The sequence below is a fragment of the Mesorhizobium monacense genome (assembly GCF_056781675.1).
Genome location: NZ_CM165567.1, coordinates 1,476,158 through 1,502,316 on the forward strand (window position 1 = coordinate 1,476,158; position 26,159 = coordinate 1,502,316).

The 26,159-nt window shown below is 64.5% G+C and carries 23 protein-coding genes and 1 pseudogene; 15 read left to right on the plus strand and 9 right to left on the minus strand.

The genetic code is table 11. The annotated features are described in order from the left end of the window. Positions 1 to 111 precede the first annotated feature (111 nt). The 4 genes from ligA to AC1RUK_RS06800 all read left to right on the plus strand — a co-directional run bounded on the left by ligA (position 112) and on the right by AC1RUK_RS06800 (position 4,135). Complete coding sequence (gene ligA / locus AC1RUK_RS06785; protein ID WP_481836246.1) at positions 112 to 2,319, plus strand: NAD-dependent DNA ligase LigA; 2,208 nt, start codon at positions 112 to 114, stop codon at positions 2,317 to 2,319. Continuing rightward, positions 2,319 to 3,005 carry a DUF2461 domain-containing protein gene (locus tag AC1RUK_RS06790; RefSeq protein WP_481836245.1) on the plus strand — a complete coding sequence of 229 codons (687 nt, stop codon included), beginning with the start codon at positions 2,319 to 2,321 and terminating at the stop codon, positions 3,003 to 3,005. The genes ligA and AC1RUK_RS06790 overlap by 1 nt, the downstream gene beginning before the upstream one ends. Before the next feature lie 108 nt (positions 3,006 to 3,113). Continuing rightward, positions 3,114 to 3,842: an AzlC family ABC transporter permease gene (locus tag AC1RUK_RS06795; protein WP_481836244.1), complete on the plus strand. Its 729-nt coding sequence runs from the start codon at positions 3,114 to 3,116 to the stop codon at positions 3,840 to 3,842. Continuing rightward, entirely contained in the window at positions 3,839 to 4,135 is a 297-nt protein-coding gene (locus tag AC1RUK_RS06800; RefSeq protein WP_481836243.1) for an AzlD family protein, read from the plus strand. The genes AC1RUK_RS06795 and AC1RUK_RS06800 overlap by 4 nt, the downstream gene beginning before the upstream one ends. A 3-nt stretch (positions 4,136 to 4,138) precedes the next feature. Here AC1RUK_RS06800 and AC1RUK_RS06805 read toward each other — a convergent pair whose 3' ends face one another. From AC1RUK_RS06805 to AC1RUK_RS06815, 3 genes are all read right to left on the minus strand, one after another. Then, positions 4,139 to 5,983 carry an aminopeptidase P family protein gene (locus AC1RUK_RS06805; protein WP_481840208.1) on the minus strand — a complete coding sequence of 615 codons (1,845 nt, stop codon included), beginning with the start codon at positions 5,981 to 5,983 and terminating at the stop codon, positions 4,139 to 4,141. A 97-nt stretch (positions 5,984 to 6,080) separates the two neighbouring features. Beyond that, positions 6,081 to 6,953 (minus strand): 50S ribosomal protein L11 methyltransferase, encoded by an 873-nt coding sequence (locus AC1RUK_RS06810; protein ID WP_481836241.1) that lies wholly within the window; start codon positions 6,951 to 6,953, stop codon positions 6,081 to 6,083. 86 nt (positions 6,954 to 7,039) lie between these two features. After that, entirely contained in the window at positions 7,040 to 7,615 is a 576-nt protein-coding gene (locus tag AC1RUK_RS06815; RefSeq protein ID WP_481836240.1) for an SCO family protein, read from the minus strand. Positions 7,616 to 7,822: 207 nt separating this feature from the next. On the opposite strand from AC1RUK_RS06815, the gene AC1RUK_RS06820 reads away from it, so the two are divergent. The 3 genes from AC1RUK_RS06820 (at position 7,823) to AC1RUK_RS06830 (ending at position 9,734) form a co-directional block, all read left to right on the plus strand. Then, a complete protein-coding gene (locus AC1RUK_RS06820; protein ID WP_481836239.1) occupies positions 7,823 to 8,311 on the plus strand; it encodes a CreA family protein in 489 nt (162 codons plus the stop codon). A gap of 70 nt (positions 8,312 to 8,381) precedes the next feature. Then, positions 8,382 to 9,023: a DapH/DapD/GlmU-related protein gene (locus AC1RUK_RS06825; RefSeq protein WP_481836238.1), complete on the plus strand. Its 642-nt coding sequence runs from the start codon at positions 8,382 to 8,384 to the stop codon at positions 9,021 to 9,023. A 282-nt stretch (positions 9,024 to 9,305) separates the two neighbouring features. After that, a complete protein-coding gene (locus AC1RUK_RS06830; RefSeq protein WP_481836237.1) occupies positions 9,306 to 9,734 on the plus strand; it encodes a low affinity iron permease family protein in 429 nt (142 codons plus the stop codon). Positions 9,735 to 9,737: 3 nt separating this feature from the next. On the opposite strand, the gene AC1RUK_RS06835 is transcribed toward AC1RUK_RS06830, so the two are convergent. Next, positions 9,738 to 10,604: an SDR family NAD(P)-dependent oxidoreductase gene (locus tag AC1RUK_RS06835; RefSeq protein WP_481836236.1), complete on the minus strand. Its 867-nt coding sequence runs from the start codon at positions 10,602 to 10,604 to the stop codon at positions 9,738 to 9,740. A 133-nt stretch (positions 10,605 to 10,737) separates the two neighbouring features. Here AC1RUK_RS06835 and AC1RUK_RS06840 point away from each other — a divergent pair, with 133 nt between their 5' ends. Further along, positions 10,738 to 11,019, plus strand: coding sequence for a hypothetical protein (locus AC1RUK_RS06840; protein WP_481836235.1), 282 nt, complete (start codon positions 10,738 to 10,740; stop codon positions 11,017 to 11,019). Positions 11,020 to 11,025: 6 nt separating this feature from the next. Here the strand turns inward: AC1RUK_RS06840 and AC1RUK_RS06845 are convergent, their stop codons facing one another. Beyond that, positions 11,026 to 11,601: a TMEM175 family protein gene (locus AC1RUK_RS06845; protein WP_481836234.1), complete on the minus strand. Its 576-nt coding sequence runs from the start codon at positions 11,599 to 11,601 to the stop codon at positions 11,026 to 11,028. 152 nt (positions 11,602 to 11,753) lie between these two features. On the opposite strand from AC1RUK_RS06845, the gene AC1RUK_RS06850 reads away from it, so the two are divergent. After that, complete coding sequence (locus AC1RUK_RS06850) at positions 11,754 to 12,962, plus strand: MFS transporter (protein WP_481836233.1); 1,209 nt, start codon at positions 11,754 to 11,756, stop codon at positions 12,960 to 12,962. A gap of 3 nt (positions 12,963 to 12,965) precedes the next feature. Here AC1RUK_RS06850 and AC1RUK_RS06855 read toward each other — a convergent pair whose 3' ends face one another. Continuing rightward, on the minus strand, positions 12,966 to 14,438 hold the full coding sequence (locus AC1RUK_RS06855; protein ID WP_481836232.1) for an MATE family efflux transporter: 1,473 nt from the start codon (positions 14,436 to 14,438) through the stop codon (positions 12,966 to 12,968). Between the two features lie 208 nt (positions 14,439 to 14,646). On the opposite strand from AC1RUK_RS06855, the gene AC1RUK_RS06860 reads away from it, so the two are divergent. Continuing rightward, a complete protein-coding gene (locus tag AC1RUK_RS06860; RefSeq protein WP_481836231.1) occupies positions 14,647 to 15,441 on the plus strand; it encodes a L,D-transpeptidase in 795 nt (264 codons plus the stop codon). 78 nt (positions 15,442 to 15,519) lie between these two features. Here the strand turns inward: AC1RUK_RS06860 and AC1RUK_RS06865 are convergent. Further along, a pseudogene (locus tag AC1RUK_RS06865) lies at positions 15,520 to 16,987 on the minus strand (esterase-like activity of phytase family protein). Between the two features lie 154 nt (positions 16,988 to 17,141). Then, on the minus strand, positions 17,142 to 18,167 hold the full coding sequence (locus AC1RUK_RS06870; protein WP_481836230.1) for a LacI family DNA-binding transcriptional regulator: 1,026 nt from the start codon (positions 18,165 to 18,167) through the stop codon (positions 17,142 to 17,144). Between the two features lie 195 nt (positions 18,168 to 18,362). Here AC1RUK_RS06870 and AC1RUK_RS06875 point away from each other — a divergent pair, with 195 nt between their 5' ends. The 5 genes from AC1RUK_RS06875 (at position 18,363) to AC1RUK_RS06895 (ending at position 23,320) form a co-directional block, all read left to right on the plus strand. After that, positions 18,363 to 19,394 (plus strand): Gfo/Idh/MocA family protein, encoded by a 1,032-nt coding sequence (locus AC1RUK_RS06875; RefSeq protein WP_481836229.1) that lies wholly within the window; start codon positions 18,363 to 18,365, stop codon positions 19,392 to 19,394. Then, a complete protein-coding gene (locus AC1RUK_RS06880; protein WP_481836228.1) occupies positions 19,391 to 20,299 on the plus strand; it encodes a sugar phosphate isomerase/epimerase family protein in 909 nt (302 codons plus the stop codon). Before AC1RUK_RS06875 ends, AC1RUK_RS06880 begins: the two co-directional genes overlap by 4 nt. Before the next feature lie 105 nt (positions 20,300 to 20,404). Next, positions 20,405 to 21,412 (plus strand): substrate-binding domain-containing protein, encoded by a 1,008-nt coding sequence (locus tag AC1RUK_RS06885; protein ID WP_481836227.1) that lies wholly within the window; start codon positions 20,405 to 20,407, stop codon positions 21,410 to 21,412. A 64-nt stretch (positions 21,413 to 21,476) separates the two neighbouring features. After that, positions 21,477 to 22,274 carry an ATP-binding cassette domain-containing protein gene (locus tag AC1RUK_RS06890; RefSeq protein ID WP_481836226.1) on the plus strand — a complete coding sequence of 266 codons (798 nt, stop codon included), beginning with the start codon at positions 21,477 to 21,479 and terminating at the stop codon, positions 22,272 to 22,274. Then, positions 22,271 to 23,320, plus strand: coding sequence for an ABC transporter permease (locus AC1RUK_RS06895; protein WP_481836225.1), 1,050 nt, complete (start codon positions 22,271 to 22,273; stop codon positions 23,318 to 23,320). The genes AC1RUK_RS06890 and AC1RUK_RS06895 overlap by 4 nt, the downstream gene beginning before the upstream one ends. A 40-nt stretch (positions 23,321 to 23,360) precedes the next feature. Here AC1RUK_RS06895 and AC1RUK_RS06900 read toward each other — a convergent pair whose 3' ends face one another. Next, on the minus strand, positions 23,361 to 26,045 hold the full coding sequence (locus AC1RUK_RS06900) for an ATP-dependent helicase (protein ID WP_481836224.1): 2,685 nt from the start codon (positions 26,043 to 26,045) through the stop codon (positions 23,361 to 23,363). Positions 26,046 to 26,159 lie beyond the last annotated feature (114 nt).

The window sequence follows — 26,159 nt, forward strand, 5'->3', positions numbered from 1 at the left end:
GTCAGGATATGGCTCCATCCCGCTGTTCAGGAATGATTTTCTGTGCCTGGTCTCTCCCTCCTGGGAGAATCCTGTTCTATTGTGTCGCGCCACGTTCAGGGAACAAAAAACATGTCGGAAAAACCTGTCGATTCGCTCAGCGAAAGCGAGGCCGTCAGTGAGCTGGAGCGGCTGGCGGCGGAGATCGCCGAGCACGACCGGCGCTATCACACCGAGGACGCGCCGACGATCTCGGACGCCGAGTATGACGCGCTGGCGCGGCGCAACCTCGCCATCGAGGAACGGTTCCCCGGTCTGGTGCGCGAGGATTCGCCCTCGCGCAGGGTGGGCGCGCCGCCGGCGGAGGGCTTCGCCAAGGTGCGCCACGCGGTGCCGATGCTCAGCCTCGCCAAGGCCTATACCGACGCGGACGTTACCGACTTCATCGAACGCGGCCGGCGATTCTTCGACCGCGACAAGGATCTGGACATCGCCTTCACGGCTGAACCGAAGATCGACGGGCTGTCGGCTTCGCTGCGTTATGAAGGCGGCGTGTTCGTGCAGGGCGCAACGCGCGGCGACGGCGCCGTCGGCGAGGATATCACTGCCAATCTCAAGACGATCGCCGACATCCCCAAGACGCTAAAGGGCTCGGGCTGGCCTGAGACGATCGAAATACGTGGCGAGGTCTACATGACCTATGCGGAGTTCGAGGCGCTGAAGCAACGTTCGGCTGCGGCCGGTGGCCAGGACTACGTCAATCCGCGCAACACGGCGGCGGGGTCGCTGCGCCAGAAGGATGCATCGGTCACCGCCAGCCGCAACCTCAAATTCTTCGCCTATGCCTGGGGTTATACGTCAGAGGATCCGGCTCCGACCCAGTATGGGTCAGTGCAAAAGTTCGCAGATTGGGGCTTCAAGGTCAGCCCGCTGATGGTGCGGGCAAAATCGGTCGAGGAGTTGGTCGCGCACTACCATTTGATCGAGGAGCAGCGCTCGTCGCTGGGCTACGACATAGACGGCGTCGTCTACAAGGTCGACCAGCTGGAACTGCAGCGCAGATGGGGTTTCGTCACCGGCGAACCGCGCTGGGCCGTTGCGCACAAATTCCCGGCCGAACAGGCGATGACGACCGTGCAAAAGATCGACATCCAGGTCGGCCGTACCGGCACGCTGGCGCCGGTTGCGCGGCTGGCGCCCGTCACGGTCGGCGGCGTGGTGGTCGAAAACGTCACGCTTCACAATGAAGACTACATCAAGGGCCTGGATAGCACCGGCCAGCCGATCCGCGACGGCATCGACATACGCATCGGCGACACGGTGGTGATCCAGCGGGCGGGGGATGTCATCCCGCAAATCGTCAGCGTCGTCATCGACAAACGTCCGCCTGATGCCGCGCCTTACGAATTCCCGCATGCCTGTCCGATCTGCGGCTCATCCGCGACGCGCGAGATCAACGACAAGACCGGCAAGGAAGATTCACGCCGGCGCTGCACCGGCGAGTTGATCTGCGCCGCGCAGGCCGTGGAAGGACTGCGCCACTTCGTGTCACGCGGTGCCATGGATATTGAAGGGCTGGGCGCCGAGAACATCGACACCTTCTTCAATGCGGGATTGATCAAGACAGCCGCCGATATCTTCACGCTCAAGGAACGTCGTCCCGCCGTCACCAAGGCGCTGGCCGAGCGGCGCGAGGAGCAGGCCAGGCAGCGCGAGGAAGCATCCGGCAAGACGCGCAAGAATGTGCGAAGTGTCGAGGACCGCAACTATGAAGGCCTCGACAAGCTTTTTGCAGCCATCGACTCCCGCCGCGAGCCGGAGCTCGACCGTTTCATCTTCGCGCTGGGCATCCGCCATATCGGTGATACGACGGCGTCCGTGCTTGCCCGGACCTTTTCGACCATCGAGGAGCTGATCCGAATCGGCAAGGAGACAGCGGCGGCGGCCGATCCGCACAGCGTTTTCCCGTCGATCAACGGCATCGGCGACACGGTGATCGGCGCGCTCCGCGATTTCTTCGGCAATGAACGCAATGACGACGTGCTTGATGCGCTGCTCAAGCAGGTCAAGCCGAAGCCTTACGTCGTGGACGTCTCAGCCGGTAGCGAAGTCGCCGGCAAGACGATCGTGTTCACCGGCACGCTGGAAAAGGTGACGCGCTCCGAAGCCAAGGCGATGGCTGAACGTCTCGGCGCCAAGGTCGCGGGCTCGGTTTCCGCGAAGACCGACCTGGTGGTGGCGGGCCCAGGCGCCGGCTCCAAGCTGAAGGTTGCCACCGATCTCGGCATCGAGGTGATCGACGAGGACACCTGGTTGCAACGGATCGGCAGGGGCGCCTGATGGCCGGCGCATTCAAGGGGTTCGGGCAGAAAGCTATTCCGTTCCTGAAGGCGCTCGATTTCCACCAGAGCCGGGAATGGTTCCAGGAGAACCGGGCGCTCTACGAAAGCGAACTCCACGAGCCGTTCTGCGATCTCGTCGAGACGCTCTCCGAGCGTTTCCTGGCTGCGGGGCTGGGTCTGCGCGGCGACCGCAAGAAATCGCTGTTCAGGATCAACCGCGATGTGCGCTTCTCCAAGGACAAGCGGCCCTACAACCAGCACCTTTCCGCGATCCTGTCGCCCGACGGCACCAAGATGGAGCTGGGCGTGTTCTTCGTTTACATAGGGCTCGACCGCTGCTTTGCCGGCGTTGCATGGTGGCAGCCGGGGCCGGAGCTGCTCCAGGCGATGCGCAAGGCCATCACGACGAAGCCGGCCGCATTCCGCGCCCTGGTGGCGGCGCTGAAGAAGAACCGGCTCGAAATCGACACGGAAGGCTGCCTGAAACGCGCACCGCGTGGGTTCGAGGATGTCACCGAAGCCGATCTTGCCCAGGCGATCCGCAACCGGCATTTCGCTGTCCGGCACAATTTCGATCCCGCGACGATCCATACGCCGGCGCTGGTCGACGACCTCGTCGATTTCACCTTGCGCGCCAGGCCGCTGCTCGACTGGGGCAGGGCGATCCAGGGCAAAGCTGGATAACACCACCACGCCCCGGCGATCATTTCCGCTGATCGTTTGGCTCAAGCGAATTGGTGTGACAAGGAAGCCGGCGCTCCCTACATACGGCCCTTCGGGAAGGAGTGGCCTATGGCTGTGGAAGCGATCTCCGAGGGCAGCGCGAAGAGCGAATTCTGGGACGGTGTGCGGCTGAGCATGCCGGTCGTGGTCGCGTCGGCGCCGTTTGCCGTGTTGTTCGGGGCGATTGCCGTCGACAACGGATTTTCCGTGCTGGAAGCCTTCCTGATGAGCGCCCTGGTCTTCGGCGGCGCCAGCCAGATGGTTGGCATCGAACTGTTCGGCCAGCATGTCGCGCCCTGGCTGATCGTGCTGTCGATCTTCGCCGTCAATTTCCGCCATGTGCTCTATTCCGCCGGCCTTGGCAGACGCATCTCGCATTGGCCTGTCATCCAGCAGGCGATCGGCTATTTCATCATGACCGATCCGCAGTACGCCGTGGCCGAGGCGAGGGCGGCGTCAGGCAAGACGGTCGGCTTCGTCTGGTATCTGGGGCTCGGCCTGCCGGTCTATGTGTTCTGGGTGGTCGAAAGCGCGCTCGGCGCGGTGTTCGGCAAGCTAATCCCCGACACGCATGCGCTGGGCATCGATTTCCTGCTGCCGATCTATTTCCTCGGACTGGTCATGGGCTTCCGCAAGCGGCCGCTCTGGCTGCCTGTGGTCATGGCCAGCGCCGTCGCCTCTATCATCGCCTACAAGACGGTTGGTTCGCCCTGGCACGTTTCGATCGGCGCGATCGCCGGCGTGCTTTTGGCGGTCATCCTGCCGCCGCACCATAGCGGCGTGGGGGAACGGCCATGAGCACCACCTTGTGGATCATCATCGCCGGCGCGATCGCGACTTATCTCACCCGCGTCGGCGGCCACCTCGTCATCTCGCGCTTCGAGAGCGTTCATCCTCGCGTCGAAGCCGGGCTGAATGCCGTGCCCGCGGCGGTGCTGACGACATTGGTCGCGCCGGCGGCTCTTGGCGCCGGGCCGGCTGAATGGGCGGCGCTGGTCGTCACCGCATTGGCGTCGCTGCGCGGCGGTCTGATGGCGATGTTCCTTGCTGGCGCCGCCGTGCTGATCCTGGCGCGGCAGTTCGTCGGGTAGACATCAGATCTTGGCGTCGTGCGGCAGCGGTGCCGTAACCTTCTCCAGCCAGGCCAGCGTCTCACCCTCGAGCATCGGTCCGATCTCGGCCAGCACGCGCGCATGATACTCGTCGAGCCAGTGCAGTTCGTCGCGCGTCAAAAGGTCGGTGCGGATCAATCGCTTGTCGATCGGCGCCAGCGTCAGCGTCTCGAAATCGTGCATGGCGATGTCGCCGCCCTCTACCGGTTCGGCCGCGGTCACCAGTACGAGATTCTCGATGCGGATGCCGTAAGAACCTTCCTTGTAATAGCCGGGCTCGTTGGAGAGCATCATGCCGGCGAGCAGCTTTTCGGTCCCGGTGCGGGCGATTCGTTGCGGGCCCTCGTGCACGGCGAGATAAGAGCCGACGCCGTGGCCGGTGCCGTGGGCGAAGTCGCAGCCATGTTTCCACAGCGCCATGCGCGCCACCGCGTCGATCTCTGAGCCGCGAGTGCCGGTGGGGAAGCGCAGCATGGAAATGCCGATCATGCCCTTCAGCACCAGCGTGAAGCGCTCGCGCATCTCTTCGGTCGGCGTGCCGATCGGCACGGTGCGGGTGATGTCGGTGGTGCCGTCCTGGTACTGGCCACCGGAATCGAGCAGGAACAGCTCGCCATCGGCGAGTTTGCGGCTGGTGGCGCGGGACACGCGGTAATGCATGATGGCACCGTTCGGGCCGGCGCCCGAGATGGTGTCGAAGGAGACGTCGCGCAGCGGCATCTGCGTTTCCTCGCCGGTCTGCCGGCGTGTCTCCTCCAGCCTGGTGACGACGGCGATCTCGTCGAGCGTGCCCGGCTTCTGGCGATCGAGCCAGCAGAGCAGCTTGGCGATGGCGGCGCCGTCGCGGCGGTGCGCGGCGCGGCTGCCGTTGATCTCGGCCGGGTTCTTGGTGGCGCGCGGAATGCGGGCAGGATCGGGCGCGGCAACGACGGTGCCGCCATTGTCCTCGACCAGCATCTTAAGCTTCTCCGCCGCCAGCACCGGGTCGAGCGCGATTTTTGCACCACCCTTGGCAAGGGCTGCGATCGCCGCCTCGAACTCGCCGGGTTCGTGCAGGTCGGCAAGCTGGGTGAGATAGGCGGCGACGGTGCGCGAGAATTTGCGCTGGTCCATGAACAGCTGGTGCGAGCCATCGGCGGCAAGCACGGCAAAGCCGAGCGCCAGCGGCGTGTGCGGCACGTCGCCGCCGCGAATGTTGAAGGCCCAGGCGATCGAGGAGGGATCGGTCAGCACCGCGTGCGTGGCGCCATCCTTGCCGATCGCAGCTGCCAACCGCACCAGCTTGTCCTTGGCCAGTTCGCCGGCAAAGCCGATCGGGTGGATCTCGACCGGCGCTCGCGGTGGTTCGGGCTGGTCCTTCCAGATGACGTCGATCGGGTTCTCCTCGAGCGGCACCAGAACCGCGTCGGATTGCTCAGCCGAGGTTTTCAGCGCCTTGACCTCGCTCAGCGTATGCAGCCAGGGGTCGAAGCCGAGCCTGGCACCCTTGCCGAGATTGTCCTTGATCCAGCTGGCGGGCGGGTTGTCGACGAGGCTCTCGATCGCAAAAATGTCGAGATTGACCTCGCTGCGCACCTGCAGTGTGTAGCGCCCGTCGACGAACATGAAGGCGCGGGCGGCGAGCACGATGGCGACGCCGGCCGAACCGCTGAAGCCGGTCAGCCATTTCAGCCGCGCCGAGCGGTCGGCGACATATTCGCCCTGGTGCTCGTCGGCGCGAGGCACGATGAAACCATCCAGGCCATTGGCCGCCAGCCATTGGCGCAGCAGCGCCACACGCGGCTTGCCGACAGCTGGATCGCCAGCGGAATCAAAGGTCTGGAACATGGCGGCGTCTCCGTCGAATGCTTACCGCGACCGTAGCGCATAGCCCCGGAAACCGGAATCGATTTCAGCAGGGCCAGATGGGTCGGATCGGGTTGGATTACCGCTTGAGGTGGATCGTCACCCACCCTTCGCGGTGCAAGGTCCGGACATGGCGGAATTGCTGGCCGACATAGGCCGAGACCACCGCGTCGCGCTGGCGGTCGAGAATGCCCGAGAGCACGATCGAGCCGCCCAGCGATATATGCCTGGCCATTTCCGGCGCCAGCCGCATCAGCGGCCGCGCCAATATGTTGGCGACGATGAGGTCGAAGGGCGCGCGCGCACCAAAGATCGGGTGGTGGAAGCCAGGCGCCGCCACCGTTTCGACCAGCGCCTTGACGTGGTTGAGGCGGGCATTGGCGGCGGCGACTTTGACGGCGACCGGATCGATATCGGTCGCCAGCACCGGAATATGCGCAAGTTTTGCCAGCGCGATCGCCAGCACGGCGCTGCCGGTGCCGAGGTCGAGCGCATTCGCCGGATGCTCGCGGCGCACGACCTTTTCCAGCATTTCCAGGCAGCCGGATGTGGTGCCGTGATGGCCGGTGCCGAAGGCAAGGCCGGCCTCGATCTCGATGGCGAGGTCGCCGCTGCGGCGCTTGCCGCGGTCATGCGCGCCATGGACGACGAAACGCCCGGCGCGCACCGGCTTCAGCCCTTCCAGGGAGCGCGCCACCCAGTCGACATCAGGCAGCGTTTCGCGCTCGATCGGTTTTGTCAGGGCGAGCCCGGCAAGAATGTCTTTCACCCTTGCCTCGACCGCGTCGACGTCGCTGTCGGCATAGAGCGACACTTCGTGGATGTCGCGATCCTCGTCGACCTCGAGCACGGCGATCGGCAGGCCCTCATCTTCGAAGGTGGCGCCGAGCGCCGCGAAGATACGCTCGGCCTCGATCTTGCCGGTGGTGAAGTAGAGCCGCGTCTGCGTCATGACGCTGTTTCTTGCTTGAGCATGATCTTTTCCGAAAACCGGTTCCCACTTTTCGCTGACGCGGTCCTTCGGTTCGGGATCATGCTCTAGCCCGCCGCCAGCCGCTTCAGCTTGGCGATGGCCGTGTCCGGGCTTTCGCCATAGGCGATAGTGCCGGAGAATTCACCCTTGGCATTCAGCAGCAGCACCGAGGCGGTGTGGTCCATCGTGTAGTCGCCGTCGCCGGTGTCGACCTTCTTCCAGTAGATGCTGAAGCCTTTGGCCATGGCATGAACCTTGTCCGGGTCGCCGGTGATGCCGACGATGCGATCGGAGAAATTGCTGACATAGGTGTTCATCACCTGAGGCGTGTCGCGCTCCGGGTCGACGGTCACGAAATAGGCATTCAGGTTCTTGCCGCTGTCGCCCATCGCCTTCAGCCAGCCAGCCAGCTCAAAGAGCGTGGTCGGGCACACTTCCGGGCAATGGGTGAAGCCGAAGAAGACGACGCTCGGGTGGCCCCTGAACGCGGCTTCAGTGATCGGGGCGCCGTTCTGGTCGACCAGCGTGAACGGCGTCCCGAACGGCTCGCCGCCATAGTGGCCGCGATACCAGTCGAAGGTGAGCCAGCCGATGCCCGCCGCCATCAGGACGAGAATGCCGACCAGGATTGAACGCATCATCAATGGGTGTCCGTCGTGATTGTCGTGGCACGCACCGGATCGGCGCGGAAAGCCCTTGTTCGGTGAACAGTCTTAACGGTTTGGTGTGGCGCACGCAAAGATGTCGCGTTGCCGCAACCGGGCAAGAGGTGTGGAGACGATCTGCTTGCAAAGTCCCGCCGCCCGTCCCACCTGAGGTCGGCAAAACGCGAACCGCAGGAGGCTCATTTGCGAAAACTGATCGGCGGCGCCCTGGCCGCATGCCTTGTCCTTGGCGCCGGTGTGGCGGCTGCGGACGAAGTGGGCAAGGTCGGCGTCGACTGGCTCGGCAACGACATCATCGTCGAGGCGATCAAGGATCCGAAGGTGGAGGGCGTCACCTGTCACGTCTCCTATTTCGATCGCGGCGTCATCGACCGCCTGCAGAAGGGCAACTGGTTCGAGGACCCGTCCGATTCCTCGATCTCCTGCCGCCAGACCGGGCCGATCACCATCGGCGACATCGACATGAGCGAGGGCGGCGAGGAGGTCTTCAAGCAAGGCATCAGCCTGATCTGGAAGAAGCAGGTGGTGAACCGCATCTACGACAAGACCAACGAGACGCTGATCTATCTGTCGCATTCGCGCCAGGTCCAGGACGGTTCAGCGAAGATGTCCGTCACCACCGTGCCGCTCTACGGCCAGAAGGTGGTGTGGACCAAAGGCAAGCCGAAATAGGCTCTGGCAACAGCTGACGGACGATTGGTCCCGCTTGCGGGACCAATCGCTCGGGCGTAAAGCCGCCGGTATGGACCGTCCCGAAAACCTTGTCCTGAAGGATCCCGAGCCGCGCATTCATCCGACCGCGGAGTTGAAGGCGTGCAAGCTCGGTCGCTACGTCTCGATCGGCGAACGGGTCGTGCTGCGCGAGGTGACGGTCGGTGACTTCTCCTATTTCGAGCGCCATGCGGAAGCGATCTACACGACGATCGGCAAGTTCTGCTCGATTGCCGCCAACAGCCGCATCAATGCACTGGAACATCCAATCGAGCGGCTGACACAGCACAAGGTCAGCTACCGGCCGAACGAGTATTTCCGCTGGCTGGGCGTCGACGCGGGCTTCCGTGAGCGACGACAGGCAAAGTCAGTCAGCATCGGCCACGATGTCTGGATCGGCCACGGCGCGGTGATCATGCCGGGAGTGACGATCGGCAATGGCGCCATTGTCGGCGCCAACGCGGTGGTGACGCGCGATGTGCCGGCCTATGCGATCGTCGCAGGCGTTCCGGCGAAACCGCTGCGCCAGCGCTTCGCCCCCGGCATTGCGGCGCGGATCGAACGCCTGGCGTGGTGGGACTGGGCGCCGGAGAGGCTCGCCCGGGCCGTGCCCGACATGCAGGCTTTGCCGATCGAGGCCTTCCTCGACCGCTGGGAAAACGATGCGCCTTGACCTTGTGGGATAAAACCCCTTCCGCCATGCGGGGGTGGCGCAGCGGAAGGGGCAGGAGGTAAACCCGCCGTAAGGCGGAAGGAACAGGCTTGCGACCTGCACCGGCACTATGGCAGCAAACCCATAAGGCGGTTTTTCCCGGTGCCACGCTTTGCGCGTGTATCCGATTGTGGCCGGCGAAATGGCGCTGGGCGGGAACCGGAACAGTCGCCGTTAGTTTCTGATTGCGCAATGAATTCCGTCTGCAGCCGAACTCATGTCGCCAATCGTCGAGGTCTTTGGATGATCGAGAAGCTTTTCACACGGATCGCCAACATGGTCGCGCATCTTGCCGGGCTGCCGCTGACATTTGCCGCCTGCTGCCTGATCATCGTCGCCTGGGCGGTGACCGGGCCGATCTTCGGCTTTTCCGACACCTGGCAGCTGATCATCAACACCGGCACCACGATCGTCACCTTCCTGATGGTGTTCCTGATCCAGAACACCCAGAACCGCGACGGCGCGGCGATCCAGGCCAAGCTCGATGAGTTGATCCGGGTCGGCCGGGCTCACAACACCTTCATCGGTATCGAGCATTTGACCGAAACCGAGGTCGAGGAAATCCGCGCCAAATGCGAACAGGCGGCAAAACGGCATGACCGCAAAATCGCCGACATGGCCGCCAAGAAGGCGGTGGCCCAGAAGCGCGGCGCCAAAAGCCAGGCGGCGTGAACGTCAGTCGTTCATGAAGGCCGCGAAGGCGTCCTTGTGGTCCGGATGCCAGCGTGACAGAGCAGGGCGGTTTTCGATGATGTCGCCGATCGCCCAGGCCATGCGTTTTTCATCCGTCGGCCGCGCCACTTCGTTGTCGGGACAGAGGATGTAGAAGTCGCCACGCTTGAGCGATGCCAGCATGAAATCGATGACCTGCTCGCCGGTCCAGGCGCCGGCCGGTTTTTCCACCGCGCCTTCGGTCAGGCCGGTAAAGGTGAAGCCGGGGATGAGCAGATGGGCCGAGAGCTTGGCGCCCGGCTCGTTGCGCAAGGCATGCGCGAGGCCCTCGGTGAAAGTCTTCAGGCCTGATTTGGAGACGTTGTAGGCGAGGTTGCCGGGCGGCGTGGTTATGCCCTGTTTGGAGCCGGTGTTGACGATCAGGCCAGGCTTGCCCGATGCCAGCATGGCCGGCGCAAAGGCCTCGACGCCATGGACGACGCCCCAGAAATTGATGTCGAGCAGCCGCTTCCAGGCATCGCGGTTTTCCCAGGGTTTTCCCGGATTGTCGCCGACGCCGGCATTGTTCATCAGCAGCGACACGCCGCCGAAGAGATCGAGCGCCTTCTGCGCCAGCCGCTCGACCTCGTCCGCCTCCGCGACGTCGGTGGCGACGGCGAGCACGGCATCCTCGCCGGCGATCGCGGCGACCGCCAAACGGGCCGCGTCGAGGCGAGCGCCGCCGATGTCGGCCAGCACGATCTTCATGCCCATCGAGGCCAGCCGCTTGGCCGCGGCAAGGCCGATGCCGCTGGCGCTGCCGGTGATGACAGCGAGATTACCGGAGGCGAGGGCGGGCAAAGCGGTCTGGATTTCGGCGTCGCTGGTCATGATTTTGTCCTTGTTCGGCGTTGCGCCGAACTTAGCGTCCGATGCGGCCCAGGCAAGCCTCTTGCGGCCTCTTCGGGTTGACCACATCGGCACGCGCTGCGCATGTTGCGCGAACTGAGGAAGGATTTGCCGATTGACCGACTGGATCGAGATCCTGAAGGAGCAGACCGCCACCGGCGACCAGATGGGCCGCGAGGTGCCGCAGATGCTTGCCAATCCCGAGATCAGCGAGGCGCAAGTGAAGACGCTGTTTTCGGCACTGGAAAAACAGGCCGAGTTCGTCGAGAAACTGCGCATGGCGCTGGAAAAATTCGGCCATGATTTCCCGATCATCAAGGCGGCCGAACGGCTGGAGGAGCGCTATGCGGACCTTGCCGCGTCGGTCGCCGAAAAGCTGAAGGCGATGCGAAAATAGCGGCGGCTATTTTTCGATCAGCCTTTCGAAGCGCCTGTCCGGCACGAACCAGATCACCGCCACCGCCACGTAAATGGCGACGCCGATCCATTGATTGACGAAGGTAAGCAGCACGCCGGCGATGTAGAGCGCCAGCGAGATCTTGCCCTTGCTGTCGTGGCCGACTGCTTTTGCGAAGGTCGTATCGGCGCCGTGCAGGTGGCGCAGCGTGATGACGAGAATGGTGTAGGCGACCGCACAAAGCGCAAGGTCGACGCCATAGACGGCGACAGGCACCGGCGCGAAATGGTTCTCGCCCATGAAGGCCGTGGTCACCGGCATCAGCGACAGCCAGAACAGAAGGTTGAGATTGGCCCACAGCACGCGGCCGTCGATGCGCTGAACTGTGTGGAACATGTTGTGCAGATTGTTCCAGTAGATGCCGACGTTGATGAAGGACAGCACGTAGCTGAAGAAGACCGGCCACAGAGGCGCCAGGGTGGAAAAATCCTCGCCATGCGGCACCTTCAGTTCCAGCACCATGATGGTGATGATGATGGCGACGACGCCATCGGTGAACGCTTCGACTCGTCCCTTGCCCATGATTCCTCCCCTGCAGACTGGCGGAAGTTACGAGAGGATTTGGCCGAGCGCCATACTGCCAAAATTGTCAGGAGCGCGTTCGGCAACCGGAACGGCCATCCCCAAATAGGCGTTAGGCGGGTATCCCCCAAAAAAGCAAAGTAGAGGTCGAAATGACCATCCACGCCGAAACCATGACGAGAGACAACGAACTCGGCGGTGGCGCTGCAATCGCCGCTGTCGCTGCAATGATCGCGGTGCTTTTCGCTGGCAGCACGGCACTGACGCCGCTTTACATCATCTACAAGCAAGCCTTCGGTTTCTCGCAGATCACGCTGACGCTGGTTTACGCCGTCTATGTGGTCGGCAATCTCGGAGCATTGCTGATGTTCGGACGTTTGTCCGACGTCATTGGCCGCCGTGCTGCCGCGCTGGCGTCAATGGTGATTGCGGTGGTCAGCGCATCGTTGTTTTTGTTCGCCGAGAACGTCGCCTGGCTCGATGTGGCCCGGATCCTGAGCGGCCTCGGCGTAGGTATCGGCGCGGGAACCGGCACTGCCTGGCTCGCCGAGATGGTCGAAAGCGAGGACAAGTCGCGCGCCGCCATCATTGCCACCAGCACCAATTTCGTCGGGCTCGGGCTTGGCGCGCTGGTTTCGGGCTTGCTGGCCGAATACGCACCCTGGCCACTGAGGCTGACATTCACCGTCTATCTCGCCGTGCTTGTCGTGGTCTCGGCGCTGATCTGGCGCACGCGCGAGACCGTGGCGCGGCCGGGGCGGCTGGCCGATGTTTCGATGCGGCCTCGACTTTCCATCCCTGGTGATATCCGCGCGGCTTTCGTGGCGCCCGCCGTGACCGGCTTCGGCGCCATGGCGTTGGTCGGCTTCTACGCGGCGTTGGCGCCGAGTATCCTGGCGCAGCAACTGCATGTGACCAGCCGCGCGGAAGCCGGCGCGCTGTTCTTCGAATTGTCGATCGTGACCGCCGCGACCATTGTGGCGACGGCGCGGCTGCCGAGCCGCGCCAGCATGCTGGCGGCCCTGGTGCTCATGGTGCCGACGGTTGTGCTGGTGGTGGCGGCGCAGATACTTGCTTCCATGGCTGTGATGATCGCCGGAACCGCCCTGTGCGGCGTGGCGGCAGCGCTCGGCTATCGGGGCGGCCTGCAAGTGGTGAACCAGATCGCGCCGGCCGACCGTCGCGCCGAAGTGGTGTCGGCCTTCTTCGTCTGCTGCTTCTGCGGCAACGCATTACCGGTCATCGGCATTGGCCTTCTGTCAAGCTGGACAAGTGCCACGACGGCAAGCCTCGCCTTCGCAGGCATGATCACCATCTTCTCACTCGTGGCGCTGGGGTTTGGCGCAAAATACGCACGCTGAGCATCAACCGTTCGGCGTCTCTGGTGCCATGTTGGCGCGCTGGCGCGGCACGCCGAGACCGGTGTCCGGCGGTTCGCCGGCGGCCGGCCTGTTCTCGATCATGTGCATGGTGCGCCAGCCGCCGAAACGGTAATAGGCGGCGGCGAGCGCCAGCGAGGTGATCGAGCCGGCCGGAAAGCTCCACCACAGCGCTTCCTCGCCGATCACGCTCCGGAAGAAATAGGCAAAGCCGGTTCGCACGATCAGCACCGAGATCACCAGGATGATCAGCGGCGGCATCACCGCGCCGGTGGCGCGCACGGTGGCGAACAGCACGATGGTGACGCCAAACAGGATGAACGACCAGGACGCGACATTGTTGATGTGGGCCGCGATGTCGATGGCCGCGCTGTCGGTGCTGAGGAACAGGCTGAGGATTGAGCGGTCGAAGAGGAACAGCAGGTAGACCAGCGCGCCGGTCAGCACGAGGTTGAAGCCGACGCCGGAGGCGGCGATCCGGCCGATGCGGTCCCAGCGCCCGGCGCCGACATTTTGCGCCGCCATCGAAGACACGGCGGCGCCGATGGCCAAAGCCGGCATCTGGATGTAGGTCCAGAGCTGCGCGGCGATGCCGTAGCCGGCGGCAACCCGCGAGCCGTAGGAATTGACGATGCCCATCACCGTCAGCGCGGCGGCCGAGATAACGATCATCTGCAGGCCCATCGGCACGCCCTTGAAAACGACGATCCTGAGCAGCGCCGGGTCCGGCCGCAGCAAAGCGAGATTGGCGCCGGCGAGTCTGAGCGGATGCTTGCGGGCATAGAGCACGACGAGGATGGCGATCACACTCACCGTCTGGCCGATCAGCGTCGCGGTGGCCGACCCGGCGATGCCGAGCTCGGGGAAGGGGCCGATGCCGCGGATGAGCAGCGGGTTCAAGACGATGTCGAGCACGACGGCCAGCGCCATGAAGGAGAAAGGCGTGCGCGAATCGCCGGCGCCGCGCAGCACTGTCATGACGAAGGACAAGAGGTTCATCATCGGCACGGCGATGAAGATGATGCGCAGATAGGAGCGCGCCAGCGGCAGCGCGTCAGCCGGCGTTCCCAGCGTGTTCAGGATGGCGTCGACCCAGATCCAGCCGCAGACGGCGAACAGCAGCGAGATGAGGAAGAAGAAGGTGGCGCTGGTGCCGACGATGCGCCGTGCCTCGGCAAGGTCACGGGCGCCGACCGATTGCGCGACCAGGATGGTCGCCGCCATGCCGATGCCGAACACGGTGCCGAGGATCAGGAACAGCACCAGATTGGCATTGGAGGTGGCGGTCAGCGCCGCTTCGCCAAGGAAGCGGCCGACCCAGACGGCGTTGATCGAGCCATTGAGCGACTGCAGCACGTTGGAGCCCAGCACCGGCAAGGCGAACAAGAGCAGCGTGCGCGGGATCGGGCCGCTGGTCAGGTCGGCGGGGCGCCGGCGCGTGGGTATTTTTTCGTCCATGGCTGGCAACTCGGCGAAGGCGTATCAGGGCCGGTCCGCGACGATTGCCGATTCAACGGGACAGGTCGATGGGGCGCCGGAAACGGTGGCCTCAGGTCTTCTGGCGTGCCTTGATCTAATCATGTTCTCAAAGCTTCCGGAATGGGATACTGGTGCTTGTGGGGTGGGGCGCATCCTTACCAGATGTCATGGATAAGCCGGGGGGTTCATGTCCGATATTCCGCTGTTTTTTGAGCGCCTGAACCGGCGCTCGTTTCTCGGTGCATCCGCTTTGGGCGCGGCCTCCGTGGCTCTTTCGGCGTGCACCACGACCGACGTGGTGACGCCGCCAGCGGCGGCGCCGCCCCCGCCGAGCGACTCGGCTTTCGGCGCTGCCACAAACATGTATGCGGCGCGCGTCGACGAGGGCTATCAACTGCCGGCGATCCCGGTGTCCAAGCTCGATCCGAAGTTCGTGCGCCAGATCGCGCCCGACCCGACCGGAGAAAAACCCGGCACGATCGTCGTCGATACCTCCGAGCATTTTCTCTATCTGGTGCGCGATGGCGGCACGGCGATCCGCTACGGCGTCAGCCTCGGCAAGGCCGGTTTCGGATGGACCGGCAGCGCCGTGGTTCAGGCGAGGAAGAAGTGGCCGGTCTGGACGCCGCCGCCGGAAATGATCCAGCGCCGACCGGAACTGGCGAAATACAAGGACGGCATGCCGCCTGGCCCGCAGAGCCCGCTGGGCGCGCGTGCGCTGTATCTGTTCCGCGACGGCAAGGACACGATGTACCGGCTGCACGGCACGCCGGAGTGGGATTCCATCGGCAAGAACGCCTCGTCCGGCTGTGTGCGCTTCATGAACCAGGACATCATCGACCTCTACAGCCGGGTCAACGGCGTCGCGCAGGTCTACGTGCGCCCGAACCTGTCGGCCGCCGGGAAGATGACGGCAGTGTCGAACAGGACGGCCGAGCCGATCGATGCCGGTGTGCCAAGGGACGCGGAGATATTGAAGTAGGTGCCTTCACAGCATTGCCGACGTCGACAAACGACTTGAAGGCGGACGCGCTGATCGCGTCCGCCTTCAAGGATGCAGCTAGTTCGTGGCGAGGTTCGGCAGCGTGACCTGATAAACCAGGAACATGGTGTCGACGTCGGCGCCGTCCTCGGCCTTGTAAGGCGCGCCGACCTGGAAGCCGTCCTGGGTCATGAAGTCGTTGTCGTTGGCGACGAACAGGAAATAGTCGTTTGGCAGCTTCGGATCGAGAACGCTGACCAGCGACATCGCCTCCCACTTCTCAGACAGGTTGTTCTTGTCGTTCGGCTTGCCATTGTGCAGGCCGAAGCGGTCGAGCTCGGCCTTGTCGTTCAGGTCGATGAACGGCGTCAGCTTGGCCGGCGTCACCGACGGGTCGAGCACGCCCTTGGGCGCCACCGGCTTGTCGGCGGCGTCGAAGGGGCCGCCGGCGATGTCGGTCGCCGCCGAGAGATCGACGGACATTGATCTTGCGCAGAAGCAACTCATCGCCCTTCACGCCCTGGCCGTTGCCGCTGTCGCGCGTCAGCATCAGGAAGGTCTTGTCCGACAGCGCGACGATCTCGCTCTGCGCCGCCACCTTGGTCTTGTCCTTGGCGTCCTTGAACACCGGCAGCGGCACGATGTATTCGTGCGCCAGCTTGAGATGGGCGAGGTCGGAGGCGTCATAGACCAGCGCCCTGGTGTTCTGGCGCGTCGAACCGGAATCGCCGCCATCCTGGCGCGGCGCGGATTGCAGCACGGCGATCAGGAACTTGCCGTCCGGCGTCATCGCCATGCCTTCGAGGCCCTGGTTGTTCTGGCGGCCGGTCTCGGGATCCTTCGGATCGGGCTCGGCGGCACCAGGGCCGGGATTGTCCGAGGCGAAATTCGGCGCGCCGTGGCGCATCGGCACGAGTGCGGCCGGCGGCTGGGTGGCCGACATCAAATGGCCGTCGGCCGAGAAGCGGTAGATGTTCGGGCCATATTCGTCGGAGATGAACATGGTACCGTCGGGCAGGTGCACGATCGCTTCGTTGTCGAGCGCCAGCTTGCCATTGTCGGCCTGCGGCAGGATCGGCATATCGCCGGCGGCGGGACGCACGCCGTTAAGCGGGTCGAGGCCGGTGGCATCGGCGCCCTTGTTGTCGGTCAGCAGCATCGAGTCGGCGAGCGTCGCCTTGACGCCGGACTGTTCCTGGCCGGCGGCAGGTGCCGCGCCGGGTGCGGTCGGGGCAAGCTCGATGGAAATGGTGTTGAGGCGTGGCCGGTAGTCGGTGGTGCCGACGACATTGTAACCGCGGTCCGGCAGCAGCCACAGCGAACCCTTGTAGCCGGTCGCGTCATGGGTCCAGCCCTTGGTGTCGATCGCCATGCCCGAACCGGAGCCGAAGGTCTCGCCGAACTTGTCCTTCAGGTTGGCCGGGATGCGGCCGACGCCGACCAGCCCCTTGTTGACATAGGCGACGCCATCGGCGAGCGCCGGCGTCAGGGCGGTGAACAGAGCAAGTGCCGCGCCGAGTGCGACGGTCCGGTTGAGATGTTTCATGGATATCCCCTTGTGACAAAGCAGCCCGGAGCAGGCGTCGCATCGGCGCCAGCACCTTTCCGCCAAGCGGTCTAGGACGCGAACATGATACTTGCGTGACAGGGCGGGGGCGCCTCTTCCTTCTCCCCCTGCGGGAGAAGAAAGAGGCGTCAAGTTAGTCGCTGTCCCGCGCAATCAACTCCAGCGGCCAGACCTCGCGCATGATGCGTGGGCCTTCCTCGCCGGCGAAGGCGGGGAGCGAGGCCAGCAGCATTTCGGCCAGCCTTTGTCCCATCGGCTCCAGCGACGGGCGGAAGCCGGTCAGCGCCGGTGAGAAATAGCGGCAGAGCGGGGTGTCGACGATGACGATCACGGCGATGTCGTGGCCGGGCCTGATGCCCATCTCGGCCATCGCCTTGCAGCCGCCGAGCGCCATGGCGTCATTGTTGAAGATGATGGCGGTGGGCCGGTCTTTTGCGAGCATCACGCGCGGCGTCACCGAATAGCCGCCGGCTTCGTTGATGAAGCCGTCGGCGATCAGGTTGGGATCGACCTCGATGCCGTGCCGGCGCAAGGCCTTGCGATAGCCGGCGAGGAACAGGTGGCCGAAATTGAGGTCGAGGGAGGGGCGGATGGCGGCGATGCGGCGGTGGCCGCGCGCGACCAGCCGGTCGACGGCATCGGCGCCGGCCTTTTCGAAGTCGAGGTCGAGCGAGGGATAGGCCGTGCCGCCGGAGCGGCTGCGACCGAGCGTGGCGAAGGGGAAACCGGCCTCGGTCAGATAGTCGATGCGCTCGTCCTCGCGCCGCGTCCAGGCCAGCACAACGGCGTCGGCGCGGCGCGTCTCGACGACGCGGCGCAGGCGCTCCTGCTGATAGTCGCCCGGCGCGCCCATCACCACGATCAGGTCGAGGCCGCTCTCTGCGAGCCTGGCCTGCAGCCCAATCAGGAAGGGAATGAAGAATGGCTCGCCATATTGCTGGTCGCCCGGATGCGGCTGCAGCATGAAGGCGATCGAATGGGTCGAGCCGCGGCGCAGACTGCGGCCGGACTGGTTTGGCGAATAGTTCAGCTTCTTGGCCGCTTCGAGCACGCGCTGGCGCGTGTCGGCATTGACGTCGGCACGGCCGTTGAGCGCCCGCGACACGGTGCCGATCGAAATGTTCAGGTGACGTGCAAGGTCGTGGATGCTGGACGCCAAAGACTTTCTCCCCCGACCTTCGCTAGCATTGGCCGGTGCTGAGGCCAAGGCGATAAGACGATTTTCGCGAGCGGCCAATTGACATTCTACTCCATCGGGTGTGTTGTCGTAAACGTTTACGGAAAAACGTTTACGGTGATGCCGTGGATGCCGTGGCTTCGGTCTGGAGGGACCGAACGGGAGGAGGAGCGCTGGATGATCAATGTCGTCCTCGTCGGCTGTGGCGCGATGAGCAAGCACTGGCTCGATGCTATAAGGCAGAGCGACGGGCTCGCGATTGTCGGCCTTGTCGATCTCGACGCCGAGCGGGCGAAGGCGAGGGCGCGCGAGTACGAACTCACCGGTGCCGTCATCGGAACCAGCCTCGACGCAGTCCTCGACCAGACCAGGCCCGACGCGGTGTTCGACGTTGTGGTTCCCGCGGCGCGGCGCGAGGTTGCGCTATCCGCCTTTGCGCATAATTGCCATCTCTTGACCGAAAAGCCGCTGGCCGACAGCCCGGAGAATGCGCGCGCCATCGTCGAGGCCGCGCGCCGCGCTGGGCGTGTCCATGCCGTCGTGCAGAACCGCCGCTATGTCGCCAATGTCAGGCGCATCAGGCGCTTTCTGGACTCTGGCGCCATTGGGGCCGCGACCAGCATCCACGCCGACTTTTTCGTCGCACCGCATTTCGGCGGCTTTCGCGAGGAGATGGCGCATGTCCTGCTTTTAGACATGGCAATCCACACATTCGACGCCGCCCGCTACATGGTCGGCGGCGAGCCGGCCAGTGTCTTTTGCCAGGAATGGGAGCCGGCCAATTCCTGGTACCGGCAGGGGTCGTCGGCCAATGCCGTCTTCGATCTCGGCGGCGGCAAGGTCTTTACCTATGCCGGTTCCTGGTGCGCCGCAGGTTTCCGCACCAGTTGGGAGGGCAGCTGGCGCATCGTCGCCGAGCACGGCAGCCTGCTCTGGGACGGTCATGACGCGCTGACGGCGGAAGTTGTGCTGCCGGTCCGCGACGGCCTGTTCGACAAAACCGAGCCGATTGAAGTGCCGCCGCTCGACCCCGCCGACCGCGTCAACGGCCATCTCGGCATCATCAGGGATTTCATGCACGCCATCGAGACCGGCACCGAGCCGGAAACGCGGGGCGCAGACAACATCAAGAGCCTGGCCATGGTCTTCGGCGCGATCGAAAGCGCCGAGACCGGAGGCCGCGTGGCGATCACACAGGAAGCACAATGATGCCAAACCCGCTTCTCGACATCCGCATCGGCACCATGGTGCGGGCCAATCTCGACGACCCGGCGGCCTACATCAGAGAGATCCTGCCACTCGGCTTCGAGAGCATCCAGCCCTTCTTCTGGCAGACGCTGGGCGGCAAGGATCTGCCGCGGCTGGCTGGCCAGATCCGCGAGGCGATCGGCGACGCCGACGTCACCGTGTCCTCGATCGGCGTGTTCGGCAATCCGCTGGAGAGCGGCGATGTCGATCGCGGCGTGCTGAAGGCCTGGGAAACGGTCATCGACAATGCGCATCTGTTCGGCACTTCCACGGTCAGCGGCTTCACCGGCCGCCTCCGCGGCAAGCCGCTGACGGACAGCCTGCCGCGCTACCGCGAAGTGTGGGGGCCGCTGGCCAAGCGTGCCGCCGACAAGGGCGTGCGCATCGCTTTCGAGAATTGCGCCATGGATGGCAACTGGGCTGGCGGCGACTGGAACATCGCCCACAATCCGGATGCCTGGGAGTTGATGTTCAACGAATTGCCAGACGACAATCTGGGCCTCGAATGGGAGCCCTGCCACCAGCTCGTCTATCTGATCGACCCGATGCCGCAGATCCGCAAATGGGCGCCGCGTATCTTCCACGTCCACGGCAAGGACGCGACGGTGCGCTGGGACGTGATCCGCGAGCATGGCGTGTTTGGCCGCCTGCCGTTCGTGCAGATGCGCACGCCTGGTTTCGGCGACAGCGACTGGACCAGGGTGATCAGCGAATTGCGGCTGGCCGGCTACAAGGGCGCCATCGACATCGAGGGCTGGCACGACCCGGTCTATCGCGGCGATCTGGAGATCACCGGGCAGGTCCGCGCGCTGGAATACCTCCAGCAATGCAGGGGAGGTGCCAGCTACCTGCCAAATCCAATGTGAGGATTGGCCGGCGGGAGGAGCCGGCCGGCCAGGAACTGCGGCGCCAAGCCGAAGCCATCGTCGAAAAGCCCTCGGCTTGCGAGGGACCAAAAGGGAGGAACGTGCATGAGCATCGCGAAGAGAACGACACTTCTGCGCACGAGCGTCGTGGCGGCGGCCACGGCACTGTGCGCCGCCATCTCCACTCTGCCGGCGCAGGCGCTCGACGCCCAATGGTGCAAGGATGTCCACATCCGCTTCTTCGTCGGTGGCGCCGAGGGCGACGCCTTCGGCACCATCGTCTATAATGGCGCCAAGCAGGCGGCCGCCGATCTCGGGCCGAAGGTCGACTACATCTTCTCGGGCTGGGACGTCGAAAAGATGGTGCAGCAATTGCGCGAAGCGGTCGCGGTCAAGCCCGGCGGCATCGCCATGATGGGCCATCCGGGCGATGCCTCGATCATGCCGCTGGCCGAACAGGCGCACAAGGACGGCATCAAGATGATGTACCAGAACGTGCCGGTGCCGAAGGTGGTGGCGGCGTTCGGCGGCGGATATGTCGGCGCGCAGCAGGAACAGCAAGGCCGCGCACTCGGCGCCGAGGCGTTCAAACTGGCCGGGCTGAAGGCCGGCGACAAGGCGATCATGATCGGCCCGTTCGAAAACGAGAGTCGGGGCGCACGCGAGCGTGGGACAGTCGCCGCACTGAAAGAGGCCGGCATCGAGGTCGTTCAAATCAATTCTCAAACCGAGTGGGCAGCCGATCCGAATCTCGCGATCCCGGTGATCACCGCCGCGCTGCTCAACAATCCCGGTGTCAAGGCCGTCGGTTATCCCGGCGGGCAGATGCTGGGCAACGTGCCGACATACATGCAGGCCGCAGGAAGGAAGCCCGGCGACATCTTCAACTTCGGCTTCGACACCAGCCCGCAGATCGTCGAGGCCTTCAAGGGCGGCTGGGTGCAACTGACGGCCGACCAGCAGCCGTTCCTGCAAGGCTATCTGCCGATCCTCAGCCTCTGCCAGCAAGTGGTGCTGGGCCTGGCGCCGATGAATGTCGACACCGGTGCCGGCTTCGTCACGCCGCAGAACTACGAGATCGTCTCCGAGCTCGCCAAGCAGGCGCTGCGCTGACCCGTAACCTCGGCATGCCGGTCGGACAGGCCCGACCGGCAGCCGGAACCAAGCGAGGACCGCCATGGCCGAACCCATCATCGAACTGCGCGACATCAGCAAATCCTACGGCCAGGTCTATGCGCTTGGCGGGGTCAATCTCAGCGTCGACCGCGGCGAGGTGGTCGGACTGATCGGCGACAACGGCGCCGGCAAGTCGACGTTGATCAAGATCCTGTCCGGCGTCGTCAAGCCGACCAGCGGCGAAATCCTCGTCCGCGGCAAGCCGGTGACCGGATGGAGTGCCGCGCGCTCGCGCGACGCCGGCATCGAAACAGTGTTCCAGGACCGGGCGCTGGCCGTGCAGCAGACTATCGTGCGCAACATCTTCATGGGCCGCGAACTCACCGGCTTCCTCGGCTGGCTGAAGGTCAACAAGGAGATCGAGGAGGCGAGCCGGCTGATGCGCGAGATCGGCTTCACCTCAAAGGTGTTCACGCCGCATTCGATCGTCGGCCAGCTTTCGGGCGGCGAACGCCAGGGCGTGGCGATCGCACGCGCCATCTACAAGCAGGCGGAGCTGATCATCCTCGACGAGCCAACAACCGCGCTGTCGCTGACCGAAACCGCCAAGGTGTTTCACTTCGTGCGCCAGGTGCGGGCCAGCGGCCGCTCGATCCTGTTTATCGGCCACAACATCCATCATGTCTTCGACATCGCCGACCGTTTTGTGGTGCTCGATCGCGGCAAGGTGGCGCTGACCGCCGATCGCAGTGAGGTCAAGTCGGCCGAGGATCTGATCAACTTCATGGAAGACGTGGCACACCCAGGCGGGCTGGCGGGGCTGCATGACGCCGGCGAAACGGAGCAGCGAGTGCGATGAGCAAGACCATGGAACCCGATCTGCAGAATCCTCTCGGCCTCCCGCGTGGCGAACCGGCCCGGACAGAATGGAAGCACCCATCCGACCACTGGCTGCGCGGTTTCGGTCTCGACAACCGCGCTTCGCTTGGCACGCTCGGCGTGTTCATCGTCATGATGGCGGTGTTCATGATCGCCAACCCGACCGTCTTCACCACCTGGTACCTCTACAGGTCGGTGCTCACCACGCTGCCGGTGGCGCTGTTCGTGGTAGTGCCGCTGGTCTTCGTCGTCACCTGCGGCGAGATCGACCTGTCGTTTCCGGCGACGATGGGGTTTGCCTCCTGGGTCTTCGCCCTGGTGGTGCAGGCCGGCTACGATCCGTTCCTCGGCATTGCCGCCGCAATCGTCACCGGCACGCTGCTCGGCTTCCTGGTCGGGTCGCTCGTCGTCTATGGCGGGCTGTCGTCGCTGATCGCCACGCTCGGCATGAATTTCCTGCTGCGCGGCCTGATCCAGATCATCAACGAGGGCAAGTCGATGGCGCTGACCGGCCTGGCCGACAGCTGGGCCTACACGATCTTCTCCAGCCAGCTCTACGGCATCCCGGTGCAGATATTCTGGGCCATCGGCTTCGTCGTGCTGTCGGCGATGCTCTACAACCGCCACCGCTTCGGCGCGCAGGTGAGGGTGGTCGGCGACAACCCGGACAGCGCCCAGCAGATGGGCATCGACGTGAAGCGCGTGCGGGTGAAAGTGTTTGTCTTCGTCGGCATTGGGGCGGCGATCGCCGGCACGTTTTCGGTGATGATAAACTTTACCTGGTGGCCGACGGCAGGCGACGGCTATCTCTTGCCGGTGCTGGCCTCGGTGTTCGTCGGCGGCACGCCGACCTGGGGCGGCATCGGCACGGTGGTCGGCGGTGCGATCGGCGCGGTCACCGTGTCGTTCATCCAGACAGGTGTCGTGGCGGCGGGATTGAGCGGCTTCTACGTGCAGTTCTTCAACGGGCTGATCATCATCCTGTCGCTGCTCGGCCACAAATGGAACCAGGCAAGGTATCGGTAGGGCTGCTTGTTCAGACAGCCGCCCGGTCAGCGGCGGCTGCTCACACCCCGGTGACAAAACCGTCCAGGACGCGTTTCTGGCCGGCCTTGTCGAAGTCGATGGTCAGCTTGTTGCCTTCGATGGCCGAGATGTTGCCGTTGCCGAATTTCTGGTGGAAGACGCGGTCGCCGACGCTGAAGGCTGACGGTGTGTCGGCAACGGATTTGGCGACCAGCTCGCCGTCGATGGTGCGGCCCTTGACCGAGGTGCGACCGGCGCCGTAGCCGGAGTCGGTTTCGCCATAGCCGATGCGCTCGACCTGGTGGCCGGAACGGGAACCCCAGTTGCGGTCGGTCGCTTCGGTGCGGTTGGCTTGAGCGCGCTGCCAGCCGGGCGTTGCATAGGTGTTGGAGAAGCTTCCCGTCTTTTCCTCGCCGACGGTGTCGAAGCGCGAGGCGCCGTAGGGGTTCTGGCGGCCACCCCGGCCCGAGGCGAACGAGCCGCCGCCATAGGAATTGCCGTAGCCGCCGTAGGAATTGCCGCTTTCGGCGACGTCGATATGGGCTTCCGGCAGTTCCTCGAGGAAGCGTGACGGGATGGTCGATTGCCACAGGCCGTGGATGAGGCGGTTGGAGACGAACCAGAGGTGCAGGTTCTTCTTGGCGCGGGTCAGCCCGACATAGGCCAGCCGGCGCTCTTCCTCCAGGCCGGAGCGGCCGCCTTCATCCAGCGCGCGCTGGTGCGGAAACAGGCCGTCCTCCCAGCCAGGGAGGAAAACGGTCTCGAATTCGAGGCCTTTGGCCGAATGCAGCGTCATGATGCTGACGGCGTCGAGCCCGGCATTCTGCTCGGCGTCCATGACCAGCGCGACATGTTCGAGGAAGGAGCGCAGCGATTCATACTCCTCCATGGAGCGGATCAGCTCCTTGAGGTTTTCCAGCCGACCGGGCGCTTCCGCCGAGCGGTCGTTCTTCCACATGTCGGTGTAGCCGCCCTCCTCGAGAATGGTCTCGGCGAGTTCGGTGTGCGGGGTGGTTTCCAGCGCCTTCTGCCAGCGCTCGAAATTGGCGGCGACTTCGCGCAGTGCGGCGCGCGGCTTCGGCTTCAGTTCGTCGCTCTCGGCGAGCTTGGCGGCGGCCTCCAGCATCGGAATACGGAGTGCGCGCGCCGTGTCGTGGATCTGGCGGATGGTGGCTTCGCCGAGGCCGCGCTTCGGCACGTTGACGATGCGCTCGAAGGCGAGGTCGTCGGCGCCTTGCGCGACGACGCGGAAGAAGGCCATGGCGTCACGGATTTCCAGCCGTTCATAGAAGCGCGGGCCGCCGATGACGCGGTGGTTGAGGCCGATCTCCATGAAGCGGTCCTCGAAGGCGCGCATCTGGAAGGAGGCGCGGACAAGGATGGCCATGTCGTTCAGCTTATGCTTCTGGCGCTGGTAGGCCTCGATGGTCTCGCCGACAGCGCGGGCCTCTTCCCCTGAATCCCAGGCGGCATGGACATGCACCTTGTCGTCCTCGGGCTCGTCGCGGTCGGTGAACAGCGTCTTGCCGAAGCGGCCCTCATTGTTTGCGATGAGATGCGAGGCGGCGCCGAGGATGTGCGCGGTCGAGCGGTAGTTGCGCTCCAGCCGAATGATGGTCGCGCCGGGAAAATCCTTATCGAAGCGCAGGATGTTGTCGACCTCGGCGCCACGCCAGCCATAGATGGATTGGTCGTCGTCGCCGACGCAGCAGATGTTTACTCTGTTGTCGCTCACGGGCTGTTCCGCGCCTGCCGGCGCGGGCCCGACCCCTCTTTTTTGCGCGCCTTCGGCGTCGCGGGAGTGGCCTCGCAAAGGCTCGGACGCCCGGTCGGGCTTGCGGCCTTCGGCCGGGAGCCCAGTTGAGGAATGTACAAAACCACGTGCTTCGGGCCGTTGCGCCAGCAGGCGCAGCCACATGTATTGGGCGGTGTTGGTGTCCTGGTACTCGTCGACGAGGATGTATTTGAAGCGCTTGTGGTATTCCTTCAGCACGTCCGGATAGGCGCGGAAGATGCGGATCGGGTGGCACAAGAGATCGCCGAAGTCGCAGGCGTTCAGCGTCTGCAGCCGCTCCTGATAGGCCTTATAGAGTTCGCGGCCCTTGCCGTTGGCGAAGCTGCGGGCATCGCCCTCGGGGATGTCGGCCGGACCAAGGCCCTTGTTCTTCCAGCCATCGATCATTTGGGCGAACTGCTTGGCCGGCCAGCGCTTGTCGTCCAATCCCTCGGCCTGGATGATCTGCTTGATCAGGCGCACGACATCGTCGGTGTCGAGGATGGTGAAATCGGATTTGAGCCCGGCGAGTTCCGCATGGCGGCGCAGCAGCTTGACGCCGATCGAGTGGAAGGTGCCGAGCCACGGCATGCCCTCGACATTGCCTTCGCCGATCAGGATGCCGATGCGCTGCTTCATCTCGCGCGCGGCCTTGTTGGTGAAGGTGACGGCAAGGATCTGTGAGGGGAAGGCCTTGCCGGTGGCGAGGATGTGGGTAATGCGGGTGGTGAGCACCCGGGTCTTGCCGGTACCGGCCCCGGCCAGCACCAGAACCGGGCCTTCGGTGGTTTCCACCGCCAGCCGCTGCTCGGGGTTCAATCCCTTCAGATAGTCGGGCGCGCTGTTCTGACCGCTGCGGGCGGCCATGGCGCGCGCGGCGATGCCGGACGGGGCCGCGGGCCGCGCATTCGGTTCGTCAAAAAAGGGCATGTCTTCCGAAAAGCCGGACATTGCCCCCGAATGTAGTGATTCGGCAGCGAAAGGCCAGAAGTGTCTCCGTTTTGTTCTGGTTTGGAGGCGCAATTGCCGGGAGCCGTGCGAATATTGTCGCCCGGCGCCCGACAA